15 protein-coding genes are annotated in these 14,626 nt (G+C 67.4%); 11 read left to right on the top strand and 4 right to left on the bottom strand.

The window, feature by feature from the left end; translation table 11 throughout:
* Positions 1-59: 59 nt before the first annotated feature.
* The gene (locus NA12_RS26590; RefSeq protein ID WP_067457087.1) at positions 60-455 is read left to right on the top strand and encodes a nuclear transport factor 2 family protein; all 396 of its coding nucleotides are present in this window, start codon (positions 60-62) and stop codon (positions 453-455) included.
* On the opposite strand, the gene NA12_RS26585 is transcribed toward NA12_RS26590, so the two are convergent.
* Complete coding sequence (locus NA12_RS26585) at positions 448-891, bottom strand: DUF7144 family membrane protein (RefSeq protein WP_067457084.1); 444 nt, start codon at positions 889-891, stop codon at positions 448-450. The genes NA12_RS26590 and NA12_RS26585 overlap by 8 nt on opposite strands.
* Before the next feature lie 190 nt (positions 892-1,081).
* Here NA12_RS26585 and NA12_RS26580 point away from each other — a divergent pair, with 190 nt between their 5' ends.
* From NA12_RS26580 to NA12_RS26570, 3 genes are read left to right on the top strand one after another with little or no spacing between them, the layout of a single operon-like run.
* Positions 1,082-1,459: an SHOCT domain-containing protein gene (locus tag NA12_RS26580; RefSeq protein ID WP_067457081.1), complete on the top strand. Its 378-nt coding sequence runs from the start codon at positions 1,082-1,084 to the stop codon at positions 1,457-1,459.
* A 54-nt stretch (positions 1,460-1,513) separates the two neighbouring features.
* The gene (locus tag NA12_RS26575; protein WP_067457078.1) at positions 1,514-3,409 is read left to right on the top strand and encodes an alkyl/aryl-sulfatase; all 1,896 of its coding nucleotides are present in this window, start codon (positions 1,514-1,516) and stop codon (positions 3,407-3,409) included.
* 60 nt (positions 3,410-3,469) lie between these two features.
* Positions 3,470-5,149: a SulP family inorganic anion transporter gene (locus NA12_RS26570; protein WP_255284101.1), complete on the top strand. Its 1,680-nt coding sequence runs from the start codon at positions 3,470-3,472 to the stop codon at positions 5,147-5,149.
* 130 nt (positions 5,150-5,279) lie between these two features.
* Here NA12_RS26570 and NA12_RS26565 read toward each other — a convergent pair whose 3' ends face one another.
* A complete protein-coding gene (locus NA12_RS26565) occupies positions 5,280-5,594 on the bottom strand; it encodes an SHOCT domain-containing protein (RefSeq protein ID WP_067457075.1) in 315 nt (104 codons plus the stop codon).
* A 12-nt stretch (positions 5,595-5,606) separates the two neighbouring features.
* The gene (locus NA12_RS26560) at positions 5,607-6,029 is read right to left on the bottom strand and encodes a DUF6325 family protein (RefSeq protein ID WP_067457072.1); all 423 of its coding nucleotides are present in this window, start codon (positions 6,027-6,029) and stop codon (positions 5,607-5,609) included.
* 120 nt (positions 6,030-6,149) lie between these two features.
* Between NA12_RS26560 and NA12_RS26555 the strand changes: the two genes are divergently transcribed.
* From NA12_RS26555 to NA12_RS26545, 3 genes are read left to right on the top strand one after another with little or no spacing between them, the layout of a single operon-like run.
* On the top strand, positions 6,150-6,806 hold the full coding sequence (locus NA12_RS26555) for a GAP family protein (RefSeq protein WP_067457069.1): 657 nt from the start codon (positions 6,150-6,152) through the stop codon (positions 6,804-6,806).
* Positions 6,807-6,818: 12 nt separating this feature from the next.
* On the top strand, positions 6,819-8,501 hold the full coding sequence (locus tag NA12_RS26550) for a SulP family inorganic anion transporter (protein ID WP_243655090.1): 1,683 nt from the start codon (positions 6,819-6,821) through the stop codon (positions 8,499-8,501).
* A 28-nt stretch (positions 8,502-8,529) separates the two neighbouring features.
* Positions 8,530-9,159: an ABC-2 transporter permease gene (locus NA12_RS26545; RefSeq protein ID WP_067457063.1), complete on the top strand. Its 630-nt coding sequence runs from the start codon at positions 8,530-8,532 to the stop codon at positions 9,157-9,159.
* On the opposite strand, the gene NA12_RS26540 is transcribed toward NA12_RS26545, so the two are convergent.
* Positions 9,156-10,166 (bottom strand): AraC family transcriptional regulator, encoded by a 1,011-nt coding sequence (locus tag NA12_RS26540; protein ID WP_067457060.1) that lies wholly within the window; start codon positions 10,164-10,166, stop codon positions 9,156-9,158. The genes NA12_RS26545 and NA12_RS26540 overlap by 4 nt on opposite strands.
* A gap of 111 nt (positions 10,167-10,277) precedes the next feature.
* On the opposite strand from NA12_RS26540, the gene NA12_RS26535 reads away from it, so the two are divergent.
* From NA12_RS26535 to NA12_RS26520, 4 genes are all read left to right on the top strand, one after another.
* Positions 10,278-11,249, top strand: coding sequence for a quinone oxidoreductase family protein (locus tag NA12_RS26535; RefSeq protein WP_067457213.1), 972 nt, complete (start codon positions 10,278-10,280; stop codon positions 11,247-11,249).
* Between the two features lie 25 nt (positions 11,250-11,274).
* Positions 11,275-12,141, top strand: a complete 867-nt coding sequence (locus NA12_RS26530) for a TauD/TfdA dioxygenase family protein (RefSeq protein ID WP_067457057.1) — start codon at positions 11,275-11,277, stop codon at positions 12,139-12,141.
* A gap of 44 nt (positions 12,142-12,185) precedes the next feature.
* On the top strand, positions 12,186-13,238 hold the full coding sequence (locus NA12_RS26525; protein WP_067457053.1) for a beta-keto acid cleavage family enzyme: 1,053 nt from the start codon (positions 12,186-12,188) through the stop codon (positions 13,236-13,238).
* A gap of 68 nt (positions 13,239-13,306) precedes the next feature.
* The gene (locus NA12_RS26520) at positions 13,307-14,608 is read left to right on the top strand and encodes an MFS transporter (protein ID WP_067457210.1); all 1,302 of its coding nucleotides are present in this window, start codon (positions 13,307-13,309) and stop codon (positions 14,606-14,608) included.
* Positions 14,609-14,626: the final 18 nt, after the last annotated feature.

Raw genomic sequence — 14,626 nt, 5'->3', positions numbered from 1 at the left:
GGGCGGCTCGTTCCATTCGTCCAAGACCCACGGACAGCGCCCGCCTTAGCGTTGGCCGCATGGCGACAACACGAACTTCCCCAGGGCGCGCGGCAGACGAGCAGTTACTGGCCGTTCTCGACGAGTGGCAGGTGGCGATCGTCGCCAACGACGCGGACCGGATCGGCGCGTACATGGCAGACGAGTGGGTCATGGTCTCCGAGAACGGCATCACCACCGCCGAGCGGTTCCTGGCCCTCGTGCGAGCGGGCGAGCTCACCCACTCGGCGATGGAACGCGTCGGCGAGCCGAGAATCCGGTACCACGGCGCGCTCGCCCTCCTGACGACCCGCGTCACCAATACCGCCCACTACCGAGGCGTTCGATTCGACGCCGACGAATGGACCAGCGACGCCTTCGTCCATACCGACGGCCGATGGCGCTGTGTCTTGACCCAGATCACCGCCACTAAGTGATAGCCATCTCGGGTTCGGGGGCGGCCCGCATACTCAGGCTCGGTGGGGGGTTCCAGCTGGAGACGGCCCAGATGACGGCCAGGTCGATGCCGATGATGATCACCGACCACCACGGGCAGTACGGCAGGGATGCGAAATTGGCGATGATCGAGACGGCGGCCAAGCCGGCGGTGACGACGCGAGCCCAGGTCGCGGTCAGAATCATCCCGATGGCGACGGCTACGAGGAGCACGCCCAACGCCAGGTGGATCCAGCCCCAGCCGGTGACGTCGAGCTGGTAGCTGTATTCGTTCGGGATCAGGATCACGTCGTCCTCGGTGAGGTCGGCGATCCCGCGCAAGATGCTCAGCGTGCCCGACACCAGGAGCATGATCACCGCGAGCATGGTGATGCCCGTCGCGAGACTCTGCCGGACGGGGTGCGAGGTGATCGTCATGGATTCGACGGTAGGGCCGTGGGGCGGGATCGGAATCCCCCGCTACGGGTGAAGTCGAGCGGGGGTTGCCCTGGCGGATTCACCCGATTCGGATGATGTGCGCGGCCCGGGGGATTCGCGACGATGGCGGCATGGATGGAACCGTGACCGCCGGCCGGTAGTCACGCAGCACAGAAGCGAGGGTCGAATCATGTCGTCAGTGTGGGATGTTCTCTGGATCATCATCGTGAGCTTCTGCTTCGTCGCCTACCTGATGTTGATGTTCTACCTGCTCACCGATCTCTTCCGCGATCGGTCCACCTCGGGCTGGATCAAGGCGGTGTGGGTGATCTGCTTGATCTTCTTCCCGCTGATCACCGGCCTGGTGTATCTGATCTTCCGCGGCAGCGGCATGGCGGAACGAACCCTCGAAGCGCAGAAGCAGGCCCGCTCGGAGGCCGACGCGTACATCAGGCAGACCGCGGGCACCAATTCCACCACCCAGATCGCCGACGGGAAGAAGTTGCTCGACGCGGGAGCCATCACCGAGGCAGAGTTCCAGCAGATCAAGGCCAAAGCCCTCGCCTGAATATCGCGAACACTCACGCAATCCGGCGTCGCTCACAGATAGGGACAGGATCTGGTGACCAGTCAGCAGGGTGCCTCGGCCAGCGTCGAAGCCAACAACGAGGCGTTGTTGCGCACGCTACCGTTCGGTGACACACAGGATTTCACCGATGCCGAGCGGGGATTCGTCGCGGCGCTGACGCCGGGCGTGGTGAAGAACGCCGCGGGCGAGGTGGTGTGGGACATCGACGCCTACTCCTTCCTCGACGGCGAGTGCCCGCCCACGGTGAATCCGAGTCTGTGGCGGCAATCGCAACTGTGCGTGAAGCAAGGACTGTACGAGGTCACCGACGGCATCTTCCAGATCCGCGCATTCGATCTGTCCAATATGACGCTGGTCGAAGGTGACGCCGGCGTGATCGTGATCGACCCGCTGATCTCACAGGAAACCGCCGCCGCCGGGATCGCGCTGTACCGCGAGCATCGCGGTGACCGCCCGGTGGTCGGGGTGATCTACTCGCACTCCCATATCGACCACTTCGGCGGAGTGAAGGGCGTGACAACCGAGGAAGATGTCGCGGCGGGGCGCTGCCCGATCATCGCGCCGGTCGGTTTCACCGAGCACGCGGTCGAGGAGAACGTGTACGCGGGCACCGCGATGGCGCGCCGGGCGGCGTACATGTACGGCGCCGCACTCCCGCGTGGCCCGAAGGGCGCGGTGGGCGCGGGCCTCGGGCCGACGACTTCGGTCGGTACCCCGACCCTGCTCTCGCCGACGGTCTACATCGACCACACCGGGCAGACCGTGACGGTGGACGGGGTGAATATCGAATTCCAGATGACGCCGGGCACGGAGGCGCCCTCGGAGATGAACTTCTACTTCCCCGATCGGCGCGCGCTGTGCATGGCCGAGAACGCCACCCACACCCTGCACAATCTGCTGACCCTGCGCGGCGCGCTGGTACGCGATCCGCACGTGTGGGCCAAATATCTCACCCAGGCGATCAACCGCTACGCCGCCCGCACCGATGTCATCTTCGCCTCGCACCACTGGCCGACCTGGGGAACCGACCGGCTCACCGAGTTCCTCTCGGTCCAGCGCGACCTCTACGGCTACCTCCACGACCAGACGTTGCGGGCATTGAACCAGGGCGCCACCGGCATCGAGATCGCCGAGGACCTGCCCCTGCCGCCGGCCGTCGTGAACGCGTGGTCCACCCACGGTTACTACGGGTCGGTGAGCCACAACATCAAAGCGATCTACCAGCGGTACATGGGCTGGTTCGACGGCAATCCCGCCACGCTGTGGCAGCATCCGCCGGTCGCGAGCGCCCGACGCCATGTCGAATTCATGGGCGGCGCCGACGAAGTCATCGCCAAGGCCCGAAAGTCCTACGCCGACGGCGACTTCCGTTGGGTCACCCAGGTGCTCAACTACGTCATCTTCGCCGACCCCGACAATGCCGAGGCCAAAGCGCTGCAGGCCGACACGCTCGAACAGCTCGGCTACGGCGCGGAGAACGGCACCTGGCGCAACTTCTTCCTGATGGGCGCCTACGAATTGCGCAACGGCAATGTCGGTACCCCGATAGCGACCTCCTCGGCCGATATCTCCGCCGAGCTCTCCGTAGAGCAGGTGTTCGACGCGATCGCGCTACGCATCGACGGCCCGCGCGCGTGGGACGCGAAGATCGTCATCGACTGGCGCATCACCGATTCCAGCACGGTGCACCGCACCGCGCTGCGCAACGGGCTGCTCGTGCACTTCGATGTCGAGGGTGAACTTCCGCCCGCGCAGACGACGTTCGCACTCACCGAAGCGGACCTGCGCGCGGCACTGCTCGGCGGCCAGGATCTGGCGAAGATGATCGGCGACGGCCGCGTGAGCGTCGAGGGTGACCCGGCGAAGCTGGCCGAACTGGTCGGCTACCTCGATGCCCCCGACCCCGACTTCGCGATAGTGACCCCCTGATTCACCGGTCCGCCGTCGAAGGGGCTGCGATGGGCGTGATGCCGACAGTGCGGCGGACCGGTGGCTGAGGTAGTGCGTCGGGTGCGACGTTGGATCGCGACCGAGCGCATGTCGAAAGCCGATGTCGTCGCCGGGATTCCGGGCGCGATCGGCGGGGTGCCGGACGGGATGGCCTCGGGGGTACTCGCGGGGGTGAGTCCGGTGCACGGGCTGTACGCGAGCATGGCCGGGCGATTCTTCGGCGGAGTCGGCACCAGCACCCAGTTGATGGTGGTCACCACGACGAGCGCGTCCGCGCTGGCGGTGGGTTCGACCCTGACCGACGTCGACCCCGATCAACGGTCGGGGGCCATCGTCTTGTTGACGCTGATCGCGGGCGCGATGATGATCGTCGCCGCGGTCCTGCGGCTGGGCAAGTACACCCGGTTCGTCTCGCATTCGGTGATGACCGGGTTCCTGCTCGGTATCTCCTTCAATATCCTGTTCGGCCAGTTGCCGAGTCTGCTCGGCGCGCCGGTCCGAGGGTCGACCGCGGTGGCGAAGGCGCTGCACGTGGTGCTGCACCCGCTGGACTTCGACTGGCGGGCCGCTGTCGTCGGGTTGCTCGCGGTGGCACTGCTGCTCGGGCTGGCCCACACGCGGCTGCGCACGGTCGCCGCGCTGTTCGCCCTGCTCGTGCCGATGGTCGTCGTGCTCGTTCTCGGCTGGACCAACATCGGCACGGTCGCCGACACGGGCGACATCCCGACCGGGATCCCGTTGCCGCACCTGCCCGAATTGAGCTCGCTGTCGGTGCCGTTGGTCGCCGGGGCGTTGGCGGTGACGCTGATCGTGCTGGTGCAGGGCGCCGGGGTGGCGGAGTCGGCGCCCAACCCCGGTGGTGCGCGGAGCTCGGTCGATCGTGATTTCACCGCCCAGGGCATCGGCAATATCTTCGCCGGGCTGTTCCGTGGAATGCCGGTGGGTGGTTCGGTGGGACAGACGGCGATCAACCAGTCCTCCGGTGCTCGCGGTCGCTGGGGCGGAATGTGGTCCGGGATCTGGATTCTGGTGATCCTGGTCGCGCTGGCGGGCGTGGTCGGCCGGGTACCGTTGCCCACCCTGGCCGCGATTCTGATGGTCGCCGCGGCACGTTCGATCGATCCGGACCGCCTCGTCGCCATCTGGAGCAGCGGCGCGATCTCACGGACCGCGCTGGTGGTGACCTTCGTCGCCACTCTGCTGTTGCCGGTGACGGCGGCGGTCGGGGTCGGCGTCGGGTTGTCGCTGCTGTTGCAGCTGAACCAGGAGGCCATCGACCTGAAGGTAGTGCGGCTGCGGGTGCACGGCGACCAGCTCGTCGAGGCGAAAGCGCCGACCGCGCTGTCCGACAACGAGATCGTGATCCTGGATGTGTACGGCAGCCTGTTCTACGCGGGCGCGCGCACGCTGCAAGCGAAGCTGCCCGACCCCGACGGCGCGCACGACCCGGTCGTCATCCTGCGACTGCGCGGGCGCACGAGCGTGAGCGCGACCTTCCTGCACGTGCTCGGCGACTATGCCCGTCGGCTGGACGCGCTCGGCGGCCGGCTCTACCTCAGCGGCGTCGATCCACGAATTCGCGACGTCTGGACCGACGACCTGCTGCATGCGCAGGGCATACACATCGAGTTCTTCGCGGCGACAAGCACTCTGGGCGAGTCGACGTTGGCCGCCTACGCCGATGCCGAGGTTCGGGTCCACCGCGAGCAGCGGCCGTGACATGGGCGGACACAAGCTTGCTCGGCTGAAACCGAACGGGTGCTCGGTCTCGCGGAGCTACCGCCGCGAGCGGAGTGACCACAGCGCGACGCCCCCGACACAGTGTCGGGGGCGTCGGGCAACGCTGCGCTCAGCCGAGCAGTTTGGCCTTCGCCGCCGCGAATTCGGCGTCCGAGAGCGCGCCGGCGGAATGTAGCTCGGCCAGTTTGCCGAGCTGGGCGACGGTGTCGCCGCCCGCACTCGGAGCAACCGGCGGCGGGGGAGCCTGCTGCGGCGGTGGCGGCGGCGCCTGCTGTTGGGCGTAGGCCTGCTGTTCGGCGGCCCGCTGCGCTCCGCGCCGGTTCATCGCGTTCGAGGTGGCGGTCGCGGTGCCCGCGACGACCGCGGTCCTGGCGATGGTGCCGATCAGTCCGGGTCGTCCGACGCGACCCCTGCGAAGTGGCATATCGATTCCTTCCTAGGCGAGGGCGAGCGCGGCGTCGATGGCATCGCGCGGTACCTGGACGTGCAGCGCGACCTCGCCGTCGGCGGCGCGCACCGCGCCTGCCAGGCGCTGCGCCCACGTTTCCTCGAAGACGATGACGACAGCGGTCGTCCCCGGTGCCATCGACGCGCGCACGACATCGAGGTCGTCGTCGCTGACCAGATCGATATCGGCCGCTGTCAGACCCGTCAGCCCCACCGCGGCGATGTCGTCGTCGATCTCGCGTTCGGTGATGGCGCCCGCGTCGTCCATGGACAGCACGATCAGATCGAGCAGCGTGACCGTGCCTTTCGCGATGATCTCGGCCAGTTCCGCGGCCACGGATTCGTCGATCTCGGTGCCGGGAAAGGTGAGCACAAGGAATTCGACCGGTCCGAGCGTTGCTGGTGATCCCATGGGCCGAATCATGCCGTGGGCGATGGCCCGCCTGCTTCACCCGATTCGGATGAAAATACCGCGCGCAGTTCACCCGGAAAGTGTGAGGCGCGCCGGAAACGGGCCGCTTAGCGTCGTGGCATGGGCTCAGTAATCGGCGGTCTCTTACCACTGGCGGTGGGTGTGGCTGTCTCGCCGATACCGATCATCGCCGCGATCTTGATGATCCTGTCGAAGAACGCGGGCGGCGCCGCGAAGGGCTTCGCCGTGGGGTGGGTGGCCGGAATCCTCGTCGTGACCGGCGTGATGACGATGCTCGCCGGAATACTGGGCGGCACCGATAGCGCACCGTCGACGGGCGCCTCGATCGTGAAGATCATCCTCGGCGTCGCGCTCGTTGTCTTGGCGGTGATCCAGTGGCAGGAACGGTCGCAGACCGAGGTGCCCGGCTGGATGAAAGCGATCGACACGCTCACACCGGTGAAGGCACTGGGGCTGGGCGCGCTGCTGTCGGGCGTCAATCCGAAGAACCTGCTGCTGTGTGTGTCGGCGGGTGTCGCGATCGGCGCGGGCGGGCTGAGCGCGGCGGGGGACCTGGTCGCGATCGTGGTGTTCACCCTGCTCGCCTCGGTCAGCGTGCTGGCGGTGGTCGTCGGGTACATGCTCGCGGCCGACAAACTCGGTCCGACGCTCGACAGTCTGCGGGAGTGGTTGCAGCTCAACAACCATGCCGTGATGGCGATCGTGCTGTTGATCATGGGCGCCGTGGTCGTCGGCAAGGGTATCGGCGGGCTGTAGCGAGGAGGAATCGTGGCACTGTCGATACCGGTGTTCGAGTCACTGCACGGCTATCGGCGGGCATGGCTGCGCCCGGATGTGATCGCCGGGCTCACGGTGTGGGCGGTGCTCGTGCCCGAGGCGCTGGCCTACGCGTCGATCGCCGGGGTGCCGCCGGTGGTCGGCCTGTACGCGGCGGTGCCGTCGCTGGTGCTCTACGCGCTGGCGGGCAGTTCGCGACACCTCGTGGTCGGCCCGATGTCGGCGACAGCGGCACTGTCGGCGGCGATCATCACCCCGCTCGCGGGCGCCGACGACGGCCGCTACATCGTGTTGACGGCCGCGCTCGCCATCGCGACCGGACTCGTCGGTTTGCTGGCGGGGCTCATCCGGCTCGGCTTCATCGCCGCGTTCATCTCCGAACCAGTGCTGAAGGGCTTCATCGTCGGTCTCGCCCTGGTGATCATCATCGGGCAGGTGCCCAAGCTGCTCGGCGTCGGCAAGCACGAAGGCAACTTCTTCGAGCAGGCATGGCACATCATCACGGAGCTGGGCCAGATGCAGTGGCGCACGGTGACAATCGGCCTGATCAGCCTCGCGCTGGTGCTGGCACTGCGCCGCTGGTTGCCGTTCGTTCCTGGTTCGTTGGTGGCGGTGGGGTTCGGCATCGTGGTCGTGACGGTGTTCGGACTCGACGACAAGGGCGTCGCGATCGTCGGTCATATCGACTCGGGACTGCCCACGCTCGGCCTGCCGTCTGGGGTGTCGTTCGGCGACTACCTCGATCTACTCGGACCCGCTGTGGGGGTATTGCTGATCGGTTTCGCCGAGGGGCTCGGTGCCGCGAAAACCTATGCGGCCAAGGCGGGCTACCCCATCGACCCGAATCGGGAGCTGCTCGGCCTCGGCGTCGCCAATCTCGGTTCGGGGCTGAGTTCGGGGATGGTCGTCAACGGCAGTCTGTCGAAGACGGCGGTCAACGGCGGCGCCGGAGCCAAGACCCAGCTCAGCGGGCTTGTCGTGGCCGGACTCACCGTCCTCACCCTGCTGTTTCTGACCGGGTTGTTCGAGAAACTGCCGGAGGCCACCTTGGCGGCGGTCGTGATCGCGGCCGTGATCGAACTGGTCGACATCGCCGCCCTGCGCCGCCTCTACCGGGTCTGGACCCACATGCTCGCCACCATCTACGGCAGGGCGGCACGCGCCGATTTCCTCGCCGCGATGGCCGCGATGCTGGGCGTGCTGGTCTTCGATACGCTGCCCGGCCTGCTCATCGGCATCGGCGTGTCGGTGCTGCTGCTGGTGTACCGGGCCTCGCAACCGCACGTGGCCGCGCTCGGTAAGCAGGGGTCGCTGTGGGTGGCCGCCGTCCGGCACCCGGACGCGGCGACGCGCCCCGATCTGCTGGTCGTCCGGGTCGAGTCGGGCCTGTTCTTCGCCAACTCCGACTATGTGAAGGACCAGATCCAAGGGCTGTGCACCGACCGCACCCGCATGGTGGTCCTCGACGCCGAGACCTCACCCTCGGTCGACGTGACCGCCGCGACGATGCTGCTCTCCCTGCGTGACGCGCTGGCCGCCCGGCGCATCGGGTTCGCGATCGCGCGACCGGTCGCCCAGTTCGGTGACGCCCTCGGCTCGGCCGAGCACGGTGACGTCCCGATCCCGATCTATCCCACCGTCGCCGCCGCCACCGCCGCACTGTCCGGACCATGATCGTGCTCGCCTGCCGAAAGGAACGCAGATGAACGGCATTCTGGTCGCCCTCGTGGGAGCGCTGCTGTGCTTCTACGGGATCCGTTCGGTCCACCTGGGCTTGCTCGCGATCGGATTCGGTCTCGGCTGGCTGATCGCCGACCTGTTCAACGCGAGTTTCTGGTGGCTGTTGCTGGCCGCGCTGATCGGCGCGGTGTCGGTCTGGGCGGTCACCTCGCTGGTGTTCCGGTTCGCCTCCTATTTCATCGGCGGCCTCACCGGCGTGATGATCGGCACCAAGCTCGCCACGGTGTTGCAGCCCGGCGACAAGAACATCGCCCTGAGCATGATCGTCGCGCTCGCGGTGGGTGTGTCGGGCGCGTTCCTGGCACAGAAGTTCCGGGCTCGCGCACTGCTGTGGTTGACCTCGATCGGCGGCGCGAGCATGGTGTGCACCGGCGTCGCGCTGTTCAGCGACTCGCTGTCGTGGCTGCGCGACCCCGAATCCGGCTGGCAGCAGGTCACCGCCACCCTGGTCTGGGTGGGCCTGTCGATTCTGGGCTGGATCACCCAGCGCCACCTGTTCGCCGAACAGCTCGGTATCCAGCACCTGGTCGGCGGGGACGACGACAACGAGCCGGATATGCGAGACCGCAACGGCGGCTGGCCCGCGAGCTAGGCCGACGTCGGCGTGGACGTGGCCCGCCACTGCCGGGGGCTGACCCCATACCTGGCGCTGAACCACCGCGAGAAATTGCTCACCGAGGAGAAGCCGAGTAGATCGCCCACCTCGGTGAGGGAGTGACGGCGGTTGGCCACCATCCGCTCGGCCAGGGCGCCGCGGATGTCGTCGACCATCGCGGTGAATGTCGTGCCGTCCTCGGCGAGCTTGCGATGCACCGTGCGCCGGTCGACGCCGAGACTGCGCGCCACCTGTTCGACGGTGCATCGGCCGGTCGGCAACAGGAGCTCGACGAGTTGGCGGACCCGGTCGGCGACGGTGGCCTCCCGCGCGGGCGTCATCGCACCGAGTAGTTGCCGCGCGTAGGCGTGCAGGAGCGGGTCGGCCATCGCGTTCTCGGCATCGAGATCGCTACTGTAAGTGAGGATTCCGTCGAAATCCTGATCGAACTCGACCTGTGGTCCGAACATCTTGAGGTAGGTGGCGGCCTCGCGCGGGGCGGGGCGCGAGAAGCACACCTGCATCGGCCGCCAGGTGGGTCCGGCGAAACCACGCAGCAGCCCGTGCAGCACGCCGGTGGTGAGTTCGACGGCCTGCCGGACCGGAACCGCTCGGCCGACATCCACGTTCACCCGGATGGTCGCCATGCCGTTCGCCTCGATGACCTCGGTATGCAGCGCCTCGTTGTACATGTGCTCGTGGCGCGACAGCAACCGCAGCGCGCTGCGCACATCCGGTTCCTCGCGGATGACCAGGCTCAACGGTCCGAGGTTGGAGAAGCGGCGCAGTTGCGCCAATCGCACCCCGAAGTCGTCTCTGCCGGATTCGGCGGCGGAGCGTTCGAGTAGTTCGGCGACGGCCTCGGCCGGAATCCAGCGGTCCTGCGTGCCGAAGCCGGCGGGATCGAGTCCGCAGTCGCGGATCAGCCGGGCCGGTTCGAGCCCGAGCGAGCGCGCCAGTTCGACGTAGTCGTTCAGCGACGCGTACCTGGACAAGGGTTTCATCCGACCCCTCCTCCTTGATGTCCCGAGAGGAATAGTTTTCTGTCCCGTGAGGGCAAATATCTCGATGTGACCCACCCTACAGTTAGTTGCATCACAGAGGAGGAGATGGCAGTGGCACACGCAATTCGATTCGCTGAAACCGGTGGTCCCGAGGTGATGCGGTGGGAGCCCATCGAGGTCGGCGAGCCGGGGCCCGGCCAGGTCCGGATCCGGCACGAGGCGGTCGGGCTCAACTTCGCCGACACGTATTTCCGCACCGGCCTGTACCCGGCGGCGTTGCCCGCGGGACTCGGAGTGGAAGGGGCGGGCGTCATCGAAGCCGTCGGCCCCGGCGTCGACTTCGCCGCCGGTGATCGTGTCACCTACACCGGCAGCCCGCTCGGCGCGTACAGCACCGAACGGATCATGCCCGCCGAGCATCTGATCGCCCTGCCCGCCGGCATCGCGTTCGACACCGCGGCCGCGACCACCATGCGCGGCCTGACCACCGCCTACCTGCTGCGCCGCATCCATCCTCTGCGCGCGGGCGACACAGTGCTGCTGCACGCGGCGGCGGGCGGCGTCGGCCAGCTCTTCACCCAGTGGGCGAAGCTGCTCGGGGTCAGCGTGATCGGCACCGTCTCCAGCGAGGAGAAGGCAACCGTCGCGCGCGCCAACGGCTGCGAGCACGTGGTGGTCTACACCCGCGAGGATGTCGCGACCCGGGTTCGTGAGATCACCGACGGCGTCGGTGTTCCCGTGGTCTACGACAGCATCGGCAAAACCACCTACCAGTCCTCGATCGATTCCCTCGCCCGGCGCGGTCTGCTCGTGTGCTTCGGCACCGCCTCCGGTCCGGTGCCGCCGATCGAGCCGATGCAGCTGGCCGTGAAGGGCTCGCTGTTCGTCACCCGGCCCGCCCTCGCGGACTACATCGCCGACCCGGCCGAACGCGCCGAACTGGCCGGTGAACTACACGACCACCTCACCGCGGGTCGCCTGCGGGTCGAGATCAATCAGCGCTACGAGCTCGCCGACGCCGTCCAGGCGCATCGCGACCTCGAAGCGGGCCGCAGCGTCGGCGCGTCGGTCTTCGCGATCTGACGCGGCCACCGGAAAGGAAAAGCCAATGACCGTTCGAACCGCGATCCACGCGGTGCCGCTGACCGCCACCATCGGTGCCGAACTGCACGGAGTGAGCCTGGCCGAAGTCGCCGTCGACGACGCCCTGTTCGCCGAACTGCGCACGCTGCTGCTGCGGCACAAAGTGCTCTTCGTCCGTGATCAGGACATCACCCGCGCCGAACACGTCGCGCTGGCCGAACGTTTCGGCCCGCTCGAGGACCACCCGGTCCTCGGCGGCGATCCCGATCATCCCGGTCTGGTCCGCATCTACAAGGACCTCGACAGCGCGCCCGAGCACTACGAGAACGCCTATCACTGCGATGCCACCTGGCGGGTCGATCCGCCGATGGGCGCGGTGCTGCGCTGCGTGGAAACGCCGCCCGTCGGCGGCGACACCATCTGGGTGAACATGGTCGAGGCGTACCGGCGGCTGCCGCGGTCGGTGAAATCGCGCATCGCGTCGCTGCGCGCCCGGCACAGCATCGAGGCGAGTTTCGGCGCCGCGATGACACCGGAGAAACGACGCGACCTGCACGAGCGATTCCCCGACGCCGAACACCCGGTGGTGCGTACCCACCCGGACACCGGCGAGGAGATTCTGTTCGTCAATTCCTTCACCACGCACCTGGTGAATTACCACACGCCGGACAACGTTCGATTCGGCGCCGATTACGCGCCGGGCGCGAGCGAACTCCTCAATTACCTGATGCGCCAAGCGAGTATCCCCGAATACCAGGTGCGCTGGCGCTGGACCGAGAACAGCTTCGCGATCTGGGACAACCGGTGCACCCAGCATTACGCGGTGCAGGACTACTGGCCCGCCGTCCGCAAGATGGAGCGCGCCGGGATCATCGGCGACCGTCCTTTCTGACATTCCCTTTCTCGATAACCCCGCATTCCGATCGGAGTACCCCCATGCATTTTCACGACGATGCGCTGTTCCCCGAGAACCAGGAAAAGCTGGTGATCACCGTCGCGCCGTACGGCCCGGAATGGGAACTCGACGACTTCCGCGACGATCTGCCGCTGACTATGGACGAGCACGTGCAGGCGGCCGTGGACTGCTACGACGCCGGCGCCACCGTGCTGCATATCCACGTGCGTGAACTCGACGGCAAGGGCTCCAAGCGGCTGTCGAAGTTCAACGAACTGCTCGGTCGCCTGCGTGAGGCGGTGCCGGACATGATCCTGCAGGTGGGCGGTTCGATCTCGTTCTCACCCGAAGGCGATGGCGCCGACGCGAAATGGCTCACCGACGACGCCCGCCACCTGCTGGCCGAGCTCGATCCCAAGCCGGATCAGGTCACCATCGCGATCAACACCAGCCAGATGAACATCGTCGAGCTGATGACCGCCGACGACATCGCGGGCACCTCCTTCGAACGCCCGGAGGTGTACGAGGCCTACCGCGAGATGTTCGTCCCGGCGGGCCCGACCTGGGTGGCCGAGCACCTGAAGCGGTTGCAGGCCAACGGTATTCAGCCGCACTTCCAGCTGTCGAGCATCCCGCAGCTGGAGACCGTGGAACGGCTGATCCGGCGCGGGGTCTACACCGGCCCGCTCATGCTCACCTGGGTCGGCATCGGCGGTGGTTTCGACGGACCCAATCCCTACAACATGATGGAGTTCATCCGTCGCACTCCCGACGGCGCCGTGCTCACGCTGGAGACGCTGATGCGCAGCGTGCTGCCGGTGAACACGATGGCCATCGCCATGGGTCTGCACGCGCGCTGCGGCAACGAGGACACCCTGTGGGGCCGCAAGGGCGAGAAGATGACCTCGGCCGAGCAGGTGCGCCAGCTGGTCCGGATCGCGGGTGAGCTCGGCCGTGAGGTCGCCACCGGCAAGGAAGCCCGCGAGATCTACAAGCTCGACGAGCGTTATGCCGATGCCGACGCGACGCTCGCCGCGATCGGGTTCGCCCCGAACCGCAAGCCGGGCCAGGTCGGGTTCACCCACCACTCCTGACCTCCCTCCCCCTTCTCGACCACCCGGTGGACGTCAGCGACGACGTCCACCGGTTCGCAGGAGCACCCATGGACCTCACCACCACCGCCGCGGAACCCGCGCGGGCGCCGAGCCGTTCCTCGACCATCCGCCGCCACTATCCCTGGCTGGTCTTCGCCTTGGCCTTCGGCCTGCTACTGGCCGACTACATGTCCCGACAAGTATTGAGCGCGGTCTTCCCGTTTCTGAAAGCCGAATGGACACTGTCGGATTCGCAGCTGGCGTCGTTGAGCAGCGTGGTCGCGCTGATGGTCGGGTTGCTCACCCTGCCGCTGTCAGTACTGGCCGACCGGTGGGGCCGGGTCAAGAGCCTGGTGCTGATGGCGGTGGTGTGGAGTATCGCGACGCTGGTGTGCGCACTGGCCGACAACTATCCGCAGATGCTGGCCGCGCGGTTCTTCGTCGGCGTCGGCGAGGCCGCCTACGGCAGTGTCGGTATCGCGTTGGTGCTCAGCGTGTTCGCCGCGCGCAGGCATGCCGCGCTCAGTGGCGCGTTCATGGCGGGTGGTTCGTTCGGATCGGTGTTCGGGGTGGCCGCGGGCGGCGTGATCGCCGTGCACCTGGGGTGGCGGTGGTCGTTCGCGACGATGGCGTTGTTCGGGCTCGTACTGGCGGTGGCGTTCTCGGTGGTGGTCAAGGAGCGGCGCAACGCCGAATACGCGGCCGAACCGACTCCCGATGTTGCCTTCCGCGCGCCGATTTCGACCCTGTTCACCAATCCGGCCGTGCTGTGCGCCTATGTGGGTAGCGGGTTGCAGATGTTCACCGCCGCGGTGCTCCTGTCGTGGATGCCGAGCTTCTTCAACCGCTACTACGGGCTGGCGCCGGACCGGGCCGCGGGGCTGGCGGCGGTGATCGTGACGCTCGTCGGCGCCGGCATGGTGGTGTGCGGGGTGATCACCGACCGGGTCGGACGTTCGGAGATGGCGCGTAAATGGACCGCCGCGATCGTGTTCTGCCTGATCTCGCTCGTCGCCCTCGGCATCGGGTTCGGTCTGAGTACCGGTGTGCCGCAACTGATTCTGCTCGGTATCGGCGCGTTCTTCGCCGGCGGCTCGGCCGGACCGACCGTCGCCATGGTCGCCAACCTCACCCACCCCTCGGTCCGTGCTTCGGCGTTCGGCACCCTCACCCTCGCCAACAGCCTGCTCGGGCTCGCGCTCGGCCCGTTCGTCGTGGGCGTGCTCGCCGACAGCCTCGGCCTGCGGGACGCGCTGCGGATCACCCCGGTGGTGTCGGTTCTCGCCATCGCCGCGCTGGTGCTCGGTCGACGGATGTACCCGAGCGGCCTGCGCGAGCTCGCCGCCGTCCACGCTGTGGCTCCACACTGATCGTGTTGAAAAGGACTA

The sequence above is a fragment of the Nocardia alba NBRC 108234 genome, assembly GCF_001612665.1.
In the GTDB taxonomy this organism is placed as follows: domain Bacteria; phylum Actinomycetota; class Actinomycetes; order Mycobacteriales; family Mycobacteriaceae; genus Nocardia; species Nocardia alba.
Note: the sequence above shows the minus strand (reverse complement) of the source record. Positions and strands in the feature narration are given on the sequence as shown.